The organism is Leucobacter sp. UCMA 4100, from assembly GCF_027853335.1.
GTDB lineage: Bacteria > Actinomycetota > Actinomycetes > Actinomycetales > Microbacteriaceae > Leucobacter_A.
The window spans coordinates 2382712-2397021 of the sequence record NZ_JAFEUS010000002.1 but is presented as its reverse complement, the minus strand read 5'-3'; the positions used below and the strand labels follow the sequence as shown (position 1 = coordinate 2397021).

Below are 14310 nucleotides of genomic sequence, written 5' to 3'. Positions count from 1 at the left end.
CGCTAGCGGCCTGCAACGGTGAGCGCTTCTTCGAGCGTGAACTGCCCGTCGTAGAGCGCCGTTCCAACGATCGCGCCCTCGAGGCCCGACCCCACAAGCCCTCGCAGGGCTTCGAGGTCGGCGAGTGTTGCGATGCCACCTGAGGCAACGACCGGCTTCTCGGTGCGTTTGCAGATCTCGGCCAGCAGCTCGACGTTGGGGCCCTGCAGCGTACCGTCTTGCGTCACGTCGGTCACGACGTATCGAGGGCAGTTCACCGCTTCAAGGCGATCGAGTACCTGCCAGATATTGCCGCCTTCTTTGGTCCAGCCACGGCCTGCGAGCGTTTCGCCGCGCACGTCGAGACTCACGGCGATCTTGTCGCCGTACTCGGCAATAATCTCGGCGGTCCACTCGGGGTTTTCAAGGGCTGCCGTGCCAATGTTCACGCGCGTTGGGCCAATTTCAAGGATGGTCTCGAGGCTCTTCGTGTCACGAATGCCGCCCGAGAGTTCAACCTTCACCTCACCGGTTCGGTCGATGACCTCGCGAATGAGTTCGGTGTTCGACCCGCGCCCGAAGGCACGATCAAGGTCAACGATGTGCACCCACTCTGCCCCACGCTTCACCCACTCGGTTACCGCATCGAGCGGGCTCCCGTAGTCGGTCTCGGTTCCTGCGACACCCTGGTGCAGCATGACGGCTTTGCCGTTCACAATGTCGATGGCCGGAAGAAGTTCGAGCTTTGCCTGTGTCACAGTGTTCCTTCGTGCTGAGGTTATTGGCTTAGAGCTTGCCCTTGGTTGAGGGAATACCCTCAACGAGCGGGTCGAGTGACTTTGCCACGCGGAAGGCGCGTGCGAATGCTTTGAACTCGGCCTCTGCAATGTGGTGCGGATCGCGCCCTGCGACGAGGGTGATGTGAGCCGTGAGGCGCGCGTTCAGCACGAGTGCCTCGAAGAAGTGTCGCACCATTGAGCCGGTGTAGTGGCCGCCGATGAGGTGAAATTCGAACCCCTCTGGCTCGCCCGTGTGCACGAGGTATGGTCGGCCTGAGATGTCGACGGCAGCCTGTGCGAGCGATTCGTCGAGCGGCACGAGTGCGTCGCCGTAGCGAGAAATGCCGGCCTTATCGCCGAGCGCTTCGAGAATGGCCTGACCGAGCAGAATGCCCGTGTCTTCGACTGTGTGGTGAATGTCGATGTGCACGTCGCCGTTCGCTTTCACTGTGAGGTCGGTGAGCGAGTGCTTCGCAAATGCGGTGAGCATGTGATCAAAGAAGGGAACGCCCGTCTCGATCTCGGAGCGGCCAGTGCCGTCGAGGTTTACGGTGATAGAAATCTGTGATTCGCTCGTTTCGCGCGTGAGCGTTGCGACGCGTGGGGTTGCACTCATAGCTGTCATTCTACAGAGTGCCTGCCTCAGAGTGTTGGCCTCAGGGTTTCTCACACACCTCGCTGTGGAACCAGAGCACTCCCAGAAGGAAGCAGGGGCCCATTCCTCCCCATACCCCTTCGCGCTACTCGGTGTAGTTCAGGGGTACCGCGATCTCCTGGCCAACAACGATGTCAGAGCCTTCAAGCTGGTTGAGGCGCTTCAAGTCATAGACAACGTCTCGGGTGTCAACTCCCGGCGCAATGCGCTGTGCGAGCGACCAGAGCGAGTCGCCGGGCTCAGCAACAATGTACTCGAAAGCGACGGGGTCGGTGTTTTCAATCGAGGCCTGAGCGCTCGAGGGAAAGAACAGTGCGCCAAGGGCGATACCGGCAACGACAACGCTGGCAGCCAGCGTCGAGAAGACGAGCCGCCCGCGGCGGGTAAGACGAAGGGTCGTGCGCTGCGCAATAGCCTGCGTCTCGATGTGCGATGCAGTCGCGTACACCGTAGCGTTCATGATTATCTCCTTCCGTTCGAAACCATCGGGATTCGAACACCTGTTTCGAACATACATTCTATTTTTGACTTTTGCAAGACTTCACTGGAGCTGTATTCGAATATTTTTTGCTAAACACTCGAACACATGTTTGCGGCACTGCGCGAAACCAACTACGGTGAGCTACTAAGAGACACCCAACACCACACCACCGACATTGCTGATCGAGGAGAGGCCCATGGCGACCGATGCACAGCGCGACCCCAAGAAAGTGCTGACAGAAAAACAGCTCGCCATTCTCGAGTTCATCTCGCGGGAGGTTGAAACGCAGGGGTATCCGCCAAGCATGCGCGAGATCGGTGATGCGGTTGGGCTCGCCTCACTCTCGAGCGTCACGCATCAGCTCGGCCGGCTCGAACTCGCAGGTTTTATTCGCCGCGATCCGAAGCGACCACGTGCGCTCGAGGTCCTGACCGAACTCGCGAGTGTGCACGACTCGATCCACAACCACGATGAGCAGCAGCCAGCCGAAACCGCGTTCGTTCCCCTCGTCGGGCAAATCGCTGCTGGCATTCCCATTACTGCAGAGCAGCACGTCGATGACCTCGTGCCCCTGCCCCGGCACCTCGTCGGTGACGGCAACCTTTTCATGCTCAAGGTTGTCGGCGATTCCATGATCGACGCCGCCATTTGTGACGGCGACCTCGTTGTTGTGCGTGAGCAGAACAACGCGCAAAACGGCGACATCGTGGCGGCAATGCTCGACGGCGAGGCGACCGTGAAGGTCTTTCGCCAACGTGACGGGCACACGTGGCTGCTCCCGCGCAACAGTGCGTTTGAGCCCATTCTCGGCGACTTTGCCGAGGTACTCGGCAAGGTTGTGGCTGTCTTCCGCTCTCTCTAGAGACCTCTCAAGCAGAAACGCCCCGTGGCACGAAACGTGTGCCACGGGGCGTTTTCATTGGTGCGGCTTAAGGGCCAGCACCGAGACGAGGGAGCTATGCGCCCCTACGAGACAGGAAACCGGAATGTCGCGGCAACCGTCGCCCCATCGGGCATCTCGGCAGCACGTACGGCATACACGCGCGCGTTCACCACGAGTGCGCGCCGCAAGATCTCGTCGACCACACCGTAGTTCTGAGCATCGTCGGCTTCTGAATAGGTCACCGTGCCGTCATCAGCCAGGGTTCCCGCAATGCGCTGGTCAAAGTCGACGAGCAGCGTATCGATGGCGTGCATACTCGCACCGAGAGCAACTGTCTCGAGGTCTCTCGACCCCATAAGCTGCCCTTCTCGCGCCTTGAAGTGGTCGACGACCTCTGCAATCTCGGCCGCATAGAGCGAGTCGAGCACTGGCCGCGCTTTCTCTGCGAGCGCGTCGGCCGAGACCCCCTCGACATTGCCGTGGATCATTTCAGGCGCAAGGTATTCGTAGGCGTTTGCGCGCTTATAGGCGTTTGCGAGGGTGTCTGCCGAGGCAAGAATAAGCGGCAGTTTCGTGGCACGCACGACAGGATAGACCGTCTTATTGATCGCTGCGGCAAACTGCTGCACCCGCACCGCGTCGTCGTGCTCGCCACGATCGAACTTCTGACGCTCAGGCACGTCGCGATTCAAGAACGACTCCATGTCGGTCGGCATGTCTGGTACTTCTTGCACCTCGCCGGGCTCATCGGCCGTCACGCGGATGAGACGCACCGAGTTCTGGGCCATCGCGAGCACGAAGGCCGACTGTGGAAAGGTGATCGTGCGCATGAGCGGCTTGATGTAAAACCGATCAGCCACGTCTACGGTCGCGGTAAAGCGGTTCGGTAGGCGGTAGCTCTGAACATCTTCGGGTGTGATGAAAATCGCAAGCGACTGCGCCTGGTATTTCCAGAACGGTGCGTCGCTCATGAACCCTTCGAGCACGTTCTCGAGATGTTCAATGGTCGTAGCCGGGGCGCCAGCCTCTTTCAGCTGGGTTGCGGCATCACGGACCTGGTTTTTCAGGGTAATTCGGGCTTTTTCTGCGTCTTCAGGCAGGGGCCCAGATGGCGTGTAAATCGAAACCGAGTGAGGCGTTCGAGCCGAGGCCAGGGCCTCGATATCTTGGCGTCTCGGAATATCCTTGTGCGGCATACAGTCTCCTTCACGCTTACCCGTGCGCCGAAGCAAAGACCCTCCCCGCTTTCGTAGCGCGCCGGGACCTTAAGCCTAGCCGCGACCGCCGCAGTACACTAGAGGTGCATGCTCACAGCGTAACGAGGCCCGAAATCAGGTTTCACTGGTACGCCCCGCATGCACAGCGAACCCATGGAGAAAAGATGTCTGACTCGATGAACCCTCACACGCAACCAGGTCAGGGGCCAGAGAGCGAAGGCCCAGCGGCCGGGAACGACCCGGCATCGCAGGGCGTTCCCCCGACCGACGCTGAGCAGCCAGTCGCCCCGAAGAAGAAACGGGCCTCTGGCCTCATCTTCGCCATCATCGTTTTGGCTCTCCTCGGCCTCATTGCCGCGATTACCAACCTCGGGGCCAAGACCGCTCAGGCACCAGAGGGCGACGCGCAGGCGCCTGCAGAGTCAAGCGAGACCGCGCAGGAAGACGCGCCGAGCACCAACGAAGAACCCGAAGCACACGCCGAGCAAGACACCGACGGTAGCGGGCAGCATGGCCAGGGCGACGATACTCCAGGAACGACCACCGATGACAGCACCGTCGTGGCAACGTTCACCCAGGAAACGGCGAGAAACGCCTGCGTCGCCGAGGGCGACCGTCTCTTCCCTGGGCTCAGCCCCGACTGGCAGAGCCATAAGGCCGTCGAGAAGCGCGAAGGCAACGCCTGGTTCTTCAAGGCCCCAGCCTCGAGCGATGCCATGGGTAACGGCTGGTTCAAGTGCAAGGTTGGTGGCACACCGGCAGCACCAGAGTTCTACCTGACCCGCCTCGACTAACGAGACGGGCCACCCGCCCTACCAGGCCGCGCCGGTTAGCGGTCTGACTCGCCTGACTCGACTGACTCGTCGCGCAGGTACGGCGCAAGTCGCGCAAGCATCTGATCACTGACGAGCGCGTGGGTTCTCGTGCCCTCCTGCTCGTACTCGAGCGAGAGCACGCGGTGCTGCTCGTGGAGTTCAGAGACGAGCCCTCCCTGATCATAGGGAATGACCGCGACGATATCGTGCTTGGGCTCGGGAAGCGCGGCAGCAATGCGTACCCGAATGTCGTCGATGCCCTCGCCAGTTTTCGCCGATGCAAAGACTGCCTTGGGCTCGAGGCCGTGCAGCACGAGACGCGTCGTCTCATCGATCATGTCGCTCTTGTTAAACACGACGATCTCAGGAATGTCGTTTGCGTCGACCTCGGCGATCACATCGCGTACGGTTTCGAGCTGCGCGGCGGGGTCGGGGTGCGAGGCATCAACCACGTGCAAGATTACATCGGCATCGCCAACCTCTTCGAAGGTCGAGCGAAAAGCCTCAACAAGTTGGTGCGGCAGGTTGCGCACGAAGCCAACGGTGTCGGCATAGGTGAAGGTGCGGCCGTCTGGTGTCTCTGAACTGCGCACCGCCGTGTCAAGCGTCGCAAACAGCTGGTTTTGCACGAGCTCGGTCGCGCCAGTCAGGCGGTTCACGAGCGATGACTTACCAGCATTCGTGTAACCAGCGATGGCGACCGAGGGCACCTTTCCACGCTTACGCTGGGCGCGCTTGGTCTCACGAGCTGGAGCCATGCCCGCGATCTCTCGCTTGAGCTTCGCCATGCGCGTGTGAATCTTGCGCCGGTCGAGCTCCATCTTCGTCTCACCGGGGCCCCTCGACCCCATGCCCGCGCCTCCTGAGCCAACCTGGCCACCGGCCTGACGCGACATTGATTCGCCCCAACCACGAAGACGTGGAAGCAGGTATTCGAGCTGCGCGAGTTCGACCTGCGCCTTACCCTCGCGGCTCTGCGCGTGCTGACTGAAGATGTCAAGAATCACGGCGGTTCGGTCAAGCACTTTGACCTTCACGACGTCTTCGAGTGCGCGGCGCTGGCTGGGCGCGAGCTCGCTGTCGGCGATAACGGTGTCGGCGTGCAATGAGGCGACAAGATCGCGCAGTTCTGCGGCCTTGCCCTTGCCAAAGTACGTTGCGGGGTCGGGGTTCGGGCGGCGCTGCAGTACACCATCGAGCACGTTGGCCCCGGCGGTCTCTGCGAGCGCGGCGAGCTCCCTCAACGAGTTCTCGGCATCGGCCAGCGAGCCCTGTGAGTACACCCCGATGAGCACGACGTTTTCGAGCTGCACCTCGCGGTATTCAACCTCTGAAATGTCTTCGAGCTGGGTCGAAAGCCCGCCGACCCGTTTGAGTGAGGCTCGCTGCTCGCGCTCGAGGCGAATCGCGTGCATGTCATCGTCGAAGGCATCATGCTCTTCAGTATCGAGCGCCTCAGCTTGGGTGAGATCGCGAAAGACGGTGCTTGAAGGCCCGTTTGCTCGGCTCAGCACGCGTGAGAGTACGTCATCGTGTGTCGTTTCACCGGCGGCCTGAGCGGCGGCCTGGTCGAACTCGTCATCGTGCTCTTGAGACTGGTGATCTTGAGAAGTGTTTTTCGTCATCTGAGGCAGAGTCTACGCGAACGAGATGGTGAGATACTGGTTTCATCATGAATCTTTCTTCTGACCACTACTTTTCGGCCAGCCCCGCGAGCCCTGAAAAGTCGCAGCGCATCACGGTCTCGCTCGCCGGCCGCGAGGTACAGCTCGACACCGCGGGAGGGGTGTTCAGCCCAGATCACCTCGACCGCGGCACCGAAGTGCTTCTCAAGCACGCTCCTCCCGCCGAGTCGGGTCCCGTGCTCGACATCGGCTGCGGGTGGGGCCCCATTGCGCTCTCTGCCGCGCTCGATCTCGAAACCGAGCCGGTGTGGGCCATCGATGTCAACGAGCGGGCCCGCGATCTCACGCAGCGCAACGCGGCGGCACTCGGCCTCGACAACGTCACCGCGTGTGCGCCAGAAGCGGTTCCCGAGGGACTGCGCTTCGCAGAGATCCGCTCAAATCCGCCGATTCGCGTGGGTAAGGACGCGCTGCACGAGATTCTCGGCGAGTGGCTCCCCCGTCTCGTAACTGGGGGCTTCGCGTATCTCGTCGTGGGCAAGCACCTCGGCGCAGAGTCGCTACAGCGGTGGATCGCCGAGACCTTCCCGTTCCTCTCGGTCGAGCGGTATGCGCGCGAGAAGGGCTTTCACGTCATCTGTGCCGAGCGAGTCGACGACTAACGGCACCACCCCGGCTTCCCGCCCAGCACCGATGCGCGTTGCTGGGCGTCGCGAGCGTCAACGATGACCGTTGTTGTTTGCCCGTCGCGAGCAGCTCCGAGCTCGATCGCGGCGAGGCGATCGTTCGATGACATGCATATCTCGCCCACGCGCGCCTCGGGGTGTTGCGCTTCAAAGCGTTGCCTCAGCTCGCGCTCGGGCAAGCTCGCACTCGTCGCTCCCTCGTGGCTGCCGTCAAGCATTGCTTCGAGGTCGATACTCACGGTATGCCCGTCGTGCTCGATCATGAGTTCGGTGCCCGCTGGCGAGACGCCAAGCACCGAAGCGTCACGAGACACCAAGAGTGGCTCGGCCTTCGCCTCAAAGGTGTGTTCGAGGGGCACGACGTACACCGCCCCATCGTCGCGCTCAACAGCGACCGCAGAAAACTTGGGGAGCATTGCCCACCGTGCGATACCGATGGGTTCTCCAGACTCACCCAGCCCCGCCGTCACCTGACGCGGCAGCGAAGTTCCGGCAGCGAGGTTTTGCAAGAGGAGCGCCTTGGGGAGCCCATGACCAGGTGATGAATCGTCGGAAACGGCTCCAACGAGATACCCGATCGTCATGGTTTGCGCGTCAGCCTGAAGCCCCGTGAGTGAGGGCCATGGCTCGCTACTGAGTGGTTCGCCGGCTCCCGTCGCCGGGTCGATGAGCACCGGCTGCACTCCTCCGCCGTCGACGAGTGTCACCGCGACGATGCGGTCGCTAAGCACCGCGTAGTCTTCGATCTGCGGGTGCTCGAAGACGACCTCGCTGTGCTCTGCGCCGATGCCAACGACCCCCTTCGCGGGATCGAGCGTGTGCTGAAGCAATCGGTCGGGTGAATCTGCAGCGTGAACGAGCGTCACGACGCTCGCCTTCGGGGTCGTGAAACGCTCGGTGAGTGTTGTGTGAGCCCCGTTGTCGAGCCCGGCGACCCCAACCTCGACGGTGTACTCGGTGTGGTAGTCGAGCGCCTCAGCAAACTGCACCTCGAGGCGGTTTGCCTCACTGCGCGCGGTGAAAGCGACAGCGGGCGTCACGGTGACGTCGGCCTCGGTGAGCGGTTGAGGTGCCCGGTTGAGCGTGAGCACGAGCAACTGTCCGGGCCGTTCCGTGGCGCTCTGGGCGTTCACCGAAACACTCATCACGCCGGGCGCCTGGGTCACCGTCACGATAGCGAGGCCACCCGTGAGCAGCACGAGCACGCTGAGCAAGGCAATCGCACGAAGGTTAGTAAACATAGGGGTCCTTCGGTTCTTCGGCCGCGCTGACGCTCTCGGGAACGATGACCTCTTCGAGCCGATTGGTTGCGCTTGGGTTTGACCCAAAGGCCCCCTGCACCTCTACCCACTGCTCGGCGTTGAACTCACGCTGCCAGCCTGGAAAATATACGGGGCTGCCCACGGGAGTTGCATCAACGGCACAGCACGAAATGCGCAGTCGCGTCACGAAGAAGATGTTCTCTGGGTCGTCAGTGTCGGCGACGATGTAGCCGAGGAGGGCTTCGTTGCTGCCCTCAGTGGCGCCGTTCTGCGCCGCGGCATCAAGCGCGATGTCGTGTCCCTCGGTGGCAGCGCTCGAGAGCGTCGCCGGAGGCACGAGAAAAAGCGCCACGAATACCACTGCAAGGGTCGTCAGCGAGGTCACGGCCGCGAGGCGCGACACCACGGGCTCATGGGCATCGGGCTCAGGAGCACTACCCCGCGACCGAGCGGCCATGATCAGCGCGACGAGCGCGAAAATGAGCACGAGGGCCGACATCGTCATCGTGAAGGCGAAGTACCGCGGGTGAACGTACCAGCCGAGCTTTCCGCTTATGCCCAGCGCAATCGTGGCGATCGAGCCGAGCAAGCAGTGGGCCACCGCGATACCACGCGGCACGAACCAGGGCGCCGGCTGATGTGCGTGCGAGCGCTCATGCGAAGACACTGTTGATTCCCCATCCTAATGAGAGGCACGCGAGGCCCACCGTGAGCACCATAAAGGCCAAGAGTCTTGGTCGAAAGGTCGTACTGAGCAGCATCAGCATTTTGAGGTCGAGCATCGCCCCAAACACGAGAAAGGCGACAATGCCGCCCGGCAAGAAGGTCGATGAGAACGTGAGAATGAAGAACGCGTCAATGCTCGAGCACAGCGAAACGATGAAGGCGAGCAGCATGAGCGCAACGACCGAAAGCACCGGGTGCGAACCAATGCCGAGCAGCACGGTTCGCGGAACACCGGCTTGAATCGCACCCGCGAGCACCGAGCCGATGACCAGCGCCGGCAGGAGAACCCGGGCCTCGGTCACCGCGATACCGACCGCGCGAGCAACGCTCGATTGCTGAGCCTCGTGCGGTTGGTGTTCGCACTGTGCTTGAAAGCTCGGGGTGAGCAGGTCTCGTTCGTCACGCACGTGCGCAACAACCCAGCCGATGCACTGGGCGATCACGAAGGCACCACCCAGCCGGGCGAGCAGAATACCGTCTTGCCACCCGAAGGCCTGGTAGGTCGTGACGATGGTCACGGGATTGAGCACCGGGGCCGCGAGCAAAAAGGTCAGCGACTCGGCGGTCGTAAAGCCACGCTGCATGAGCCCCCGGGCAAGGGGAACGTTGCCGCACTCGCACACCGGCATGAGCACCCCGAGCAGAGAGAGCACCGCACGCCTCAGCACCGGCCTGCGAGGGAGCACCCGATGCCAGAGGCTCATCGGAACCCAGACCTGCACAATGGCCCCGAGCAGAATACCGAGAAACACGAAGGCCAGAGATTCGAGAAAGACGCCGGTCGCGAGGGTCACCGCGTCTTGCAGCCGAGTGGGCAGGCTCAGGGACTGACTGAGCAGCGCCGCGGCACCGAGGGCCGCTCCAAGCCCGAGCACCGAGATGCCGATCGTGCGGCGCCCCAGGGCTGCTGTTGCCGTCATGTGCTCGCCTCGCCCGCGCCAAGCCTCTCGGCACCGGGCAGCGCGGTGACGGCTCGCTGCCCCGTACCGCCCGCCGGCTCACTGCGCGATTCGGCCCGGCGCTGCGCTCTCGACCGGGCTGGCGAAATGATCCACGCTGCCACAAAAAGCGCGGTCGCGGTGAGGACGATCGCGCCTCCCGCCGCGAGATCGAAGCTCCAAGAAAGGTACAGCCCGACAATGGCCGAGAACGCGCCGATGCAGGGGGCAAGCAGCATCATGACCCCGTGCCGCTCGGTGAGCAACCGGGCAGTCGCGGCCGGGGTGATGAGCAGGGCAAGCACGAGCACGTTCCCGATCACCTGCACCGAGATCACCACCGTGATCGCGACCGCGACGTAGAGCATGATGTCGAGCGCCGTCACGGGAAGGCCTGCGGCCCGAGCAGTTTCGCGGTCGAGCGTGACCGTGACGAATTCCTTATGAAAGGCGAGGATGATGAGGAGCAGCAGAGCCCCGCTCACCGCGATAACGAGCACGTCTTCGTCGGGAATACCCGTGATCGCACCGAAGAGGAACTGCTGCAGCGACCCAGCGTAGCCGGGAGCCTTACTCATGATCACAATACCGAGCGCGAAGGCAGCAACGAAGAAGACGCCGATGACGCTGTCTTCGTGCAGCTTCTGGCGCTGGGCGAACACCGCGACGACCACGGCGGTCGAGACCCCCGCGATCGCGCCTCCGAGCACGAGGTTGCCCTGCAGCACAAAGGCGATTGCGAGACCGGGAAAGACGGCGTGGGCGACAGCATCGCCGATAAACGCCATGCCCCGCAGCACGACGAAGGTGCCAACGACTCCCGCGACGATGCTCGACATGAGCGAGACCGCGAGGGCCTTCGGCAAGAAGGCAAGGTCGGGGTTGAGAAGGTCGTGAATGAAATCGACGGGGGTCAGCATGCCGTGACCTGCTTTCGGTGATGAACGGCGCCCACGAGCGCCTGGAGCAGCGGGTTATGGTTGCTCAGCCCGAAGGCCTGCTGCCACAGCGCCGGGTCTCCGAGCGTTTCTGGAATCCCGTCGGCGAGAACCGTTCCGTCGATGAGGCAGAGGCGCGAGCACTCGTGCACCGCCGCGATGAGGTCGTGAGTGGTCATAAGCAGCGCACAGCCCTCGGCGGCGAGCGCCGTGAATACGCCGGTGAGCGCCTCCTGGCTCGGCATGTCGAGGCCGGTGAAGGGTTCGTCGAGCAGCAGCAGCGCCGGGTCGGTCACGAGCGCTCTCGCAACGAGTACGCGCTGACGCTGACCGCCCGAGAGCTGCGCGATGGGACGGTTTGCGAGATCGTGCAGCCCGACCCTTGCGAGCGCCTCACCGGCCAATCGATGGTGGTGGGCACCCGGCCTTCGCAGCCACCCAATATGAGCCGTGAGCCCCGTGAGCACCACCTGTTCGACGCTCATGGGAAAATCCCACGCAAACTCGTGTCGCTGCGGAACGTAGCCAATCGCCTTTCGTGCTCGTTGCACGGGGCTGCCCATAACCTGCACCCGACCTCTCGTCGCGGGCACGAGGCCCAAGATCGTGCGCATGAGCGTTGTCTTTCCCGCCCCGTTGGCACCGAGCAAAGCGACGAATTCTCCGGGGTGCAGGGAGAGCGAGACATCTCGCAAGATCGCCCGGCCGCTGAGCGAAACGTCGAGCGCGGTCACCTCAAGCGCCGCCCGGGCCTCCCCCGTCATCGACCGGCCTCAGCAGTCTCGTCGCCGTGTCGCCCAGCCCGAACACGCCTCGCCTGACGCCACGTCACCAGGACGATGAGCGCGATAACGACGATGCTGCCGCCGATGAGCACCCAGGCGTATCCGGTTCGCGAGACGACGCCGGGCTGAGATTCAGCCGGGGGTGCATCAGGCGCCGCGTCTGCCGTCGCGGCAAAGAGCGCCTCAGAGTCGGCCCCATCGCCCACCGCGAAGCGCAGCACGCCCTCTGCGCTGAGCGCTTCACCGCTCGTTCGCTCTGCCTCTGCTTCGAAGCGAACGAGATACTCGCCTGGCTCGCTGAACACCCAGTTGGCGTGCGTGTGGGCGCCGAGCTCGAGCCAGGCCTGCTGCGGCGAGGCTTCGCGTGACGTCCAGAGTACCTCGGGGGTGCTGAAGTTACCGCTCACTTGGAAGACGGTCATGTCGCCGGGCCCCGAGACATCGAGCAACGTGAGGCTCACCCCGCGGGCGACCTCTTCGGTGACGCTCGGCTCCTGCGTGTTCCACCCGAGCCACACGACGCCCTCGCGCTGGGTTTGCGGAATCACGTACACCTCGCTTCCCTCTTTCTCACCGAGAAATGAGAAGGTCGAGTCGCCAGGAATCACCTGTCTCGCAGTCTCGCTCACCTCGATCACCACGTCACTGAGGTCACGCCACACCGAGACCGGGCCCGAGTCATCATGAACGTTGAGTTTCCACTCACCAGATCCGAGCGTCGGCCCGAAATCGAGGTGGCCTTCGTTCACGATGACGCGCTCACTCGCGAACTCCTGCCCCGGCTCGATGCCGGGCTCGTCGCTGCCATCGGTCGCGAGGGCAGCGGTGCCACCCGCGAGCAGCAGGGCGGCGGTCGCGAGTGCGGTGCCCGCGGCCGCGATCCGCCTCAGGGGTTTCATGCCACCCCTCAATGGTTCGTGGCGTGCGTTCTTCATGGAGCTCCTGTCTCGTCGGTTTGGGGTTCGCCGCCCACGCCACCGAGGCAGCGCTTCAGCGAAGCGGCGTTGAACCGCATCATGTCAATGTAGGTGTCGACCCGTTCGTCGAAGGCGTCGCCATAGATCGGGCACACGCTCACGCCGTGCTCTTTCGCGACCTCGGTGAGTGTCGCCGATCGCGCGACGAGGTTCGGCTCGAGAAAAACGGCTCTAATGTGCATGTCTCGCATGGTTTGGCCGAGGCGTTTTCGATCGCTGAGGCTCGGCTCGGTCGCGGGGTTCGGGGTCACGAAGCCGGCGATGCGCACGCCGTATGCCGCGCCGAGGTACCCGAACGCGTCGTGGGTGGTCACGAGCGTTCGCCGGGATGCGGGAATTGACTCGATCGTCTCACGCACTTCGTCGTCGAGCAGCTCGAGCCGTTCACGGTATCGTGCCGCCTGTGCGCGGTAGGTCTCTGCCCCGGCCGGGTCGACGTCGCTGAGCGTGTCTCTGATCACCTCGAGATAGGCAATCGCGTTCTTCACGTTGTGCCAGAGGTGCGGATCGATCTCGCCGTGCACGTGCTTACCGAGCACGGCCTGTGGCAGCTGATAGATGCTCTGCCCTGCTCTGCCGAGAAAGCGGTAGGCCGGGTCGCCCGGAACCTCGTGCAGCGCCGTGGTTGGCACGTCAACGACGACCTCGTCGAGCGAGTATTCGGTCTGGCTGGGCTCTCCTTTGCTTCCCGCGTCATCGACCGCGAGCCCGAGCTCACCGTGCGCGAGATCAACCGTGATATCGCTGTGCCCGCGCGAGATGATCGTTCGCGCGCCCTTAACGCTGTAGGGGTCAACGCCAACCGCGAAGGTGACCTCGCCCCGGGTGAGTGGTTCGCGCTCGCCGCCCTCTTCCCTGGTGAGCGAGGCCTCGAGCTGCAGCCGGTAGATTCCCGGCTCGGTGAAGGCCCAGCTGAGGTGGGTGTGTGCATCAGGAGGCAGGGTCATGCCCTCGCCGTCACGATTCTTCTCGCAGGGTTTCCCCTCGCCCTCGCACGTAAAAAAGCGCGTGGTCTCGCCAAACGTTCCCGTGAGGTACGCGTACATCTGGCCGGGGCCGTCGAGCGCGAGCGCGCTCAAGTGCACTCGCGAGCTGCGGTCGGCGCCGAGCTCAGCCCCGGATCCCACCACCCGCGTGCCCAGCCAGACCGTGTCGAGCGAGACGTCTTCAACGAGTGGAATCACCTCAGCGGCATACCTCACCGCGCTTTCGGCGAGCGAGATGTTCGGCACCCCGTCACGCAGGTTCGCGTCAACGGTTCGCACCACGCTCTGCTCTTCGAGCATGAGGTAGTTCGTGAAGGCGGCGTCGGCATACACGACATCTCGCACGCTTCCGAGCGTGGGTTCGTAGCTGTGCGGATCGGCGCCGTCGGGAACCAACTGGCTCACGTCGACGCGGTCGCCCCCGACGTTGCTCACGAGGTCGGCGAGAATGCCGGTCGTCGTGATGACGCGCACGGGCCGTTCATCAGCCATTGCTCCTCGCGGTGTCTCGCTCGCGCAGCCCGTAAATGCCAGCATTGCGCCGACCACGAGGGTCGCCAGAGCGGCCGCGGCGCGTG

At 63.3% G+C, this 14310-nt stretch carries 15 protein-coding genes; 3 read left to right on the top strand and 12 right to left on the bottom strand.

Annotated features, from left to right (window positions below; translation table 11 throughout):
• Positions 1-2 precede the first annotated feature (2 nt).
• The 3 genes from priA to JSO19_RS11105 form a co-directional block, all read right to left on the bottom strand.
• Positions 3-737, bottom strand: coding sequence for a bifunctional 1-(5-phosphoribosyl)-5-((5-phosphoribosylamino)methylideneamino)imidazole-4-carboxamide isomerase/phosphoribosylanthranilate isomerase PriA (gene priA, locus JSO19_RS11115; protein WP_270911744.1), 735 nt, complete (start codon positions 735-737; stop codon positions 3-5).
• A gap of 28 nt (positions 738-765) precedes the next feature.
• On the bottom strand, positions 766-1374 hold the full coding sequence (gene hisB / locus JSO19_RS11110; RefSeq protein ID WP_270911743.1) for an imidazoleglycerol-phosphate dehydratase HisB: 609 nt from the start codon (positions 1372-1374) through the stop codon (positions 766-768).
• Between the two features lie 124 nt (positions 1375-1498).
• Positions 1499-1873, bottom strand: a complete 375-nt coding sequence (locus JSO19_RS11105) for a LysM peptidoglycan-binding domain-containing protein (protein WP_270911742.1) — start codon at positions 1871-1873, stop codon at positions 1499-1501.
• A gap of 199 nt (positions 1874-2072) precedes the next feature.
• On the opposite strand from JSO19_RS11105, the gene lexA reads away from it, so the two are divergent.
• The gene (gene lexA, locus JSO19_RS11100) at positions 2073-2756 is read left to right on the top strand and encodes a transcriptional repressor LexA (protein ID WP_442915715.1); all 684 of its coding nucleotides are present in this window, start codon (positions 2073-2075) and stop codon (positions 2754-2756) included.
• 104 nt (positions 2757-2860) lie between these two features.
• On the opposite strand, the gene JSO19_RS11095 is transcribed toward lexA, so the two are convergent.
• The gene (locus tag JSO19_RS11095) at positions 2861-3973 is read right to left on the bottom strand and encodes a baeRF11 domain-containing protein (RefSeq protein ID WP_270911741.1); all 1113 of its coding nucleotides are present in this window, start codon (positions 3971-3973) and stop codon (positions 2861-2863) included.
• A 185-nt stretch (positions 3974-4158) separates the two neighbouring features.
• Between JSO19_RS11095 and JSO19_RS11090 the strand changes: the two genes are divergently transcribed.
• Positions 4159-4788 carry a hypothetical protein gene (locus JSO19_RS11090; RefSeq protein WP_270911740.1) on the top strand — a complete coding sequence of 210 codons (630 nt, stop codon included), beginning with the start codon at positions 4159-4161 and terminating at the stop codon, positions 4786-4788.
• A gap of 35 nt (positions 4789-4823) precedes the next feature.
• Here JSO19_RS11090 and hflX read toward each other — a convergent pair whose 3' ends face one another.
• Positions 4824-6434, bottom strand: a complete 1611-nt coding sequence (gene hflX, locus JSO19_RS11085; RefSeq protein WP_270911739.1) for a GTPase HflX — start codon at positions 6432-6434, stop codon at positions 4824-4826.
• Positions 6435-6481: 47 nt separating this feature from the next.
• Between hflX and JSO19_RS11080 the strand changes: the two genes are divergently transcribed.
• Complete coding sequence (locus JSO19_RS11080; protein WP_270911738.1) at positions 6482-7096, top strand: class I SAM-dependent methyltransferase; 615 nt, start codon at positions 6482-6484, stop codon at positions 7094-7096.
• Here JSO19_RS11080 and JSO19_RS11075 read toward each other — a convergent pair.
• Genes JSO19_RS11075 through JSO19_RS11045 form a run of 7 tightly spaced genes read right to left on the bottom strand, consistent with a single transcriptional unit; the run spans position 7093 to position 14224 of the window.
• Entirely contained in the window at positions 7093-8361 is a 1269-nt protein-coding gene (locus JSO19_RS11075) for an Ig-like domain-containing protein (protein ID WP_270911737.1), read from the bottom strand. The two genes, JSO19_RS11080 and JSO19_RS11075, sit on opposite strands and share 4 nt — an antisense overlap.
• Entirely contained in the window at positions 8351-9049 is a 699-nt protein-coding gene (locus JSO19_RS11070; protein WP_270911736.1) for a TIGR03943 family putative permease subunit, read from the bottom strand. Before JSO19_RS11070 ends, JSO19_RS11075 begins: the two co-directional genes overlap by 11 nt.
• The gene (locus tag JSO19_RS11065; protein WP_270911735.1) at positions 9036-10028 is read right to left on the bottom strand and encodes a permease; all 993 of its coding nucleotides are present in this window, start codon (positions 10026-10028) and stop codon (positions 9036-9038) included. The genes JSO19_RS11070 and JSO19_RS11065 overlap by 14 nt, the downstream gene beginning before the upstream one ends.
• Positions 10025-10966: an anchored repeat-type ABC transporter permease subunit gene (locus JSO19_RS11060; RefSeq protein WP_270911734.1), complete on the bottom strand. Its 942-nt coding sequence runs from the start codon at positions 10964-10966 to the stop codon at positions 10025-10027. The genes JSO19_RS11065 and JSO19_RS11060 overlap by 4 nt, the downstream gene beginning before the upstream one ends.
• Positions 10960-11748, bottom strand: a complete 789-nt coding sequence (locus JSO19_RS11055) for an anchored repeat-type ABC transporter ATP-binding subunit (RefSeq protein WP_270911733.1) — start codon at positions 11746-11748, stop codon at positions 10960-10962. The genes JSO19_RS11060 and JSO19_RS11055 overlap by 7 nt, the downstream gene beginning before the upstream one ends.
• Positions 11745-12704, bottom strand: a complete 960-nt coding sequence (locus tag JSO19_RS11050; protein WP_270911732.1) for a choice-of-anchor M domain-containing protein — start codon at positions 12702-12704, stop codon at positions 11745-11747. The genes JSO19_RS11055 and JSO19_RS11050 overlap by 4 nt, the downstream gene beginning before the upstream one ends.
• A complete protein-coding gene (locus tag JSO19_RS11045) occupies positions 12701-14224 on the bottom strand; it encodes an anchored repeat ABC transporter, substrate-binding protein (protein ID WP_270911731.1) in 1524 nt (507 codons plus the stop codon). Before JSO19_RS11045 ends, JSO19_RS11050 begins: the two co-directional genes overlap by 4 nt.
• Between the last annotated feature and the right edge of the window lie 86 nt (positions 14225-14310).

What these genes read in the sequence shown, in the direction of transcription:
- hisB (WP_270911743.1), bottom strand. Translation starts at nt 1,374, where the DNA reads ATGAGTGCAACCCCACGCGTCGCAACGCTCACGCGCGAAACGAGCGAA.
- JSO19_RS11105 (WP_270911742.1), bottom strand. Translation starts at nt 1,873, where the DNA reads ATGAACGCTACGGTGTACGCGACTGCATCGCACATCGAGACGCAGGCT.
- JSO19_RS11095 (WP_270911741.1), bottom strand. Translation starts at nt 3,973, where the DNA reads ATGCCGCACAAGGATATTCCGAGACGCCAAGATATCGAGGCCCTGGCC.
- JSO19_RS11090 (WP_270911740.1), top strand. Translation starts at nt 4,159, where the DNA reads ATGTCTGACTCGATGAACCCTCACACGCAACCAGGTCAGGGGCCAGAG.
- hflX (WP_270911739.1), bottom strand. Translation starts at nt 6,434, where the DNA reads ATGACGAAAAACACTTCTCAAGATCACCAGTCTCAAGAGCACGATGAC.
- JSO19_RS11080 (WP_270911738.1), top strand. Translation starts at nt 6,482, where the DNA reads ATGAATCTTTCTTCTGACCACTACTTTTCGGCCAGCCCCGCGAGCCCT.
- JSO19_RS11075 (WP_270911737.1), bottom strand. Translation starts at nt 8,361, where the DNA reads ATGTTTACTAACCTTCGTGCGATTGCCTTGCTCAGCGTGCTCGTGCTG.
- JSO19_RS11065 (WP_270911735.1), bottom strand. Translation starts at nt 10,028, where the DNA reads ATGACGGCAACAGCAGCCCTGGGGCGCCGCACGATCGGCATCTCGGTG.
- JSO19_RS11060 (WP_270911734.1), bottom strand. Translation starts at nt 10,966, where the DNA reads ATGCTGACCCCCGTCGATTTCATTCACGACCTTCTCAACCCCGACCTT.
- JSO19_RS11055 (WP_270911733.1), bottom strand. Translation starts at nt 11,748, where the DNA reads ATGACGGGGGAGGCCCGGGCGGCGCTTGAGGTGACCGCGCTCGACGTT.
- JSO19_RS11050 (WP_270911732.1), bottom strand. Translation starts at nt 12,704, where the DNA reads ATGAAGAACGCACGCCACGAACCATTGAGGGGTGGCATGAAACCCCTG.
- JSO19_RS11045 (WP_270911731.1), bottom strand. Translation starts at nt 14,224, where the DNA reads ATGGCTGATGAACGGCCCGTGCGCGTCATCACGACGACCGGCATTCTC.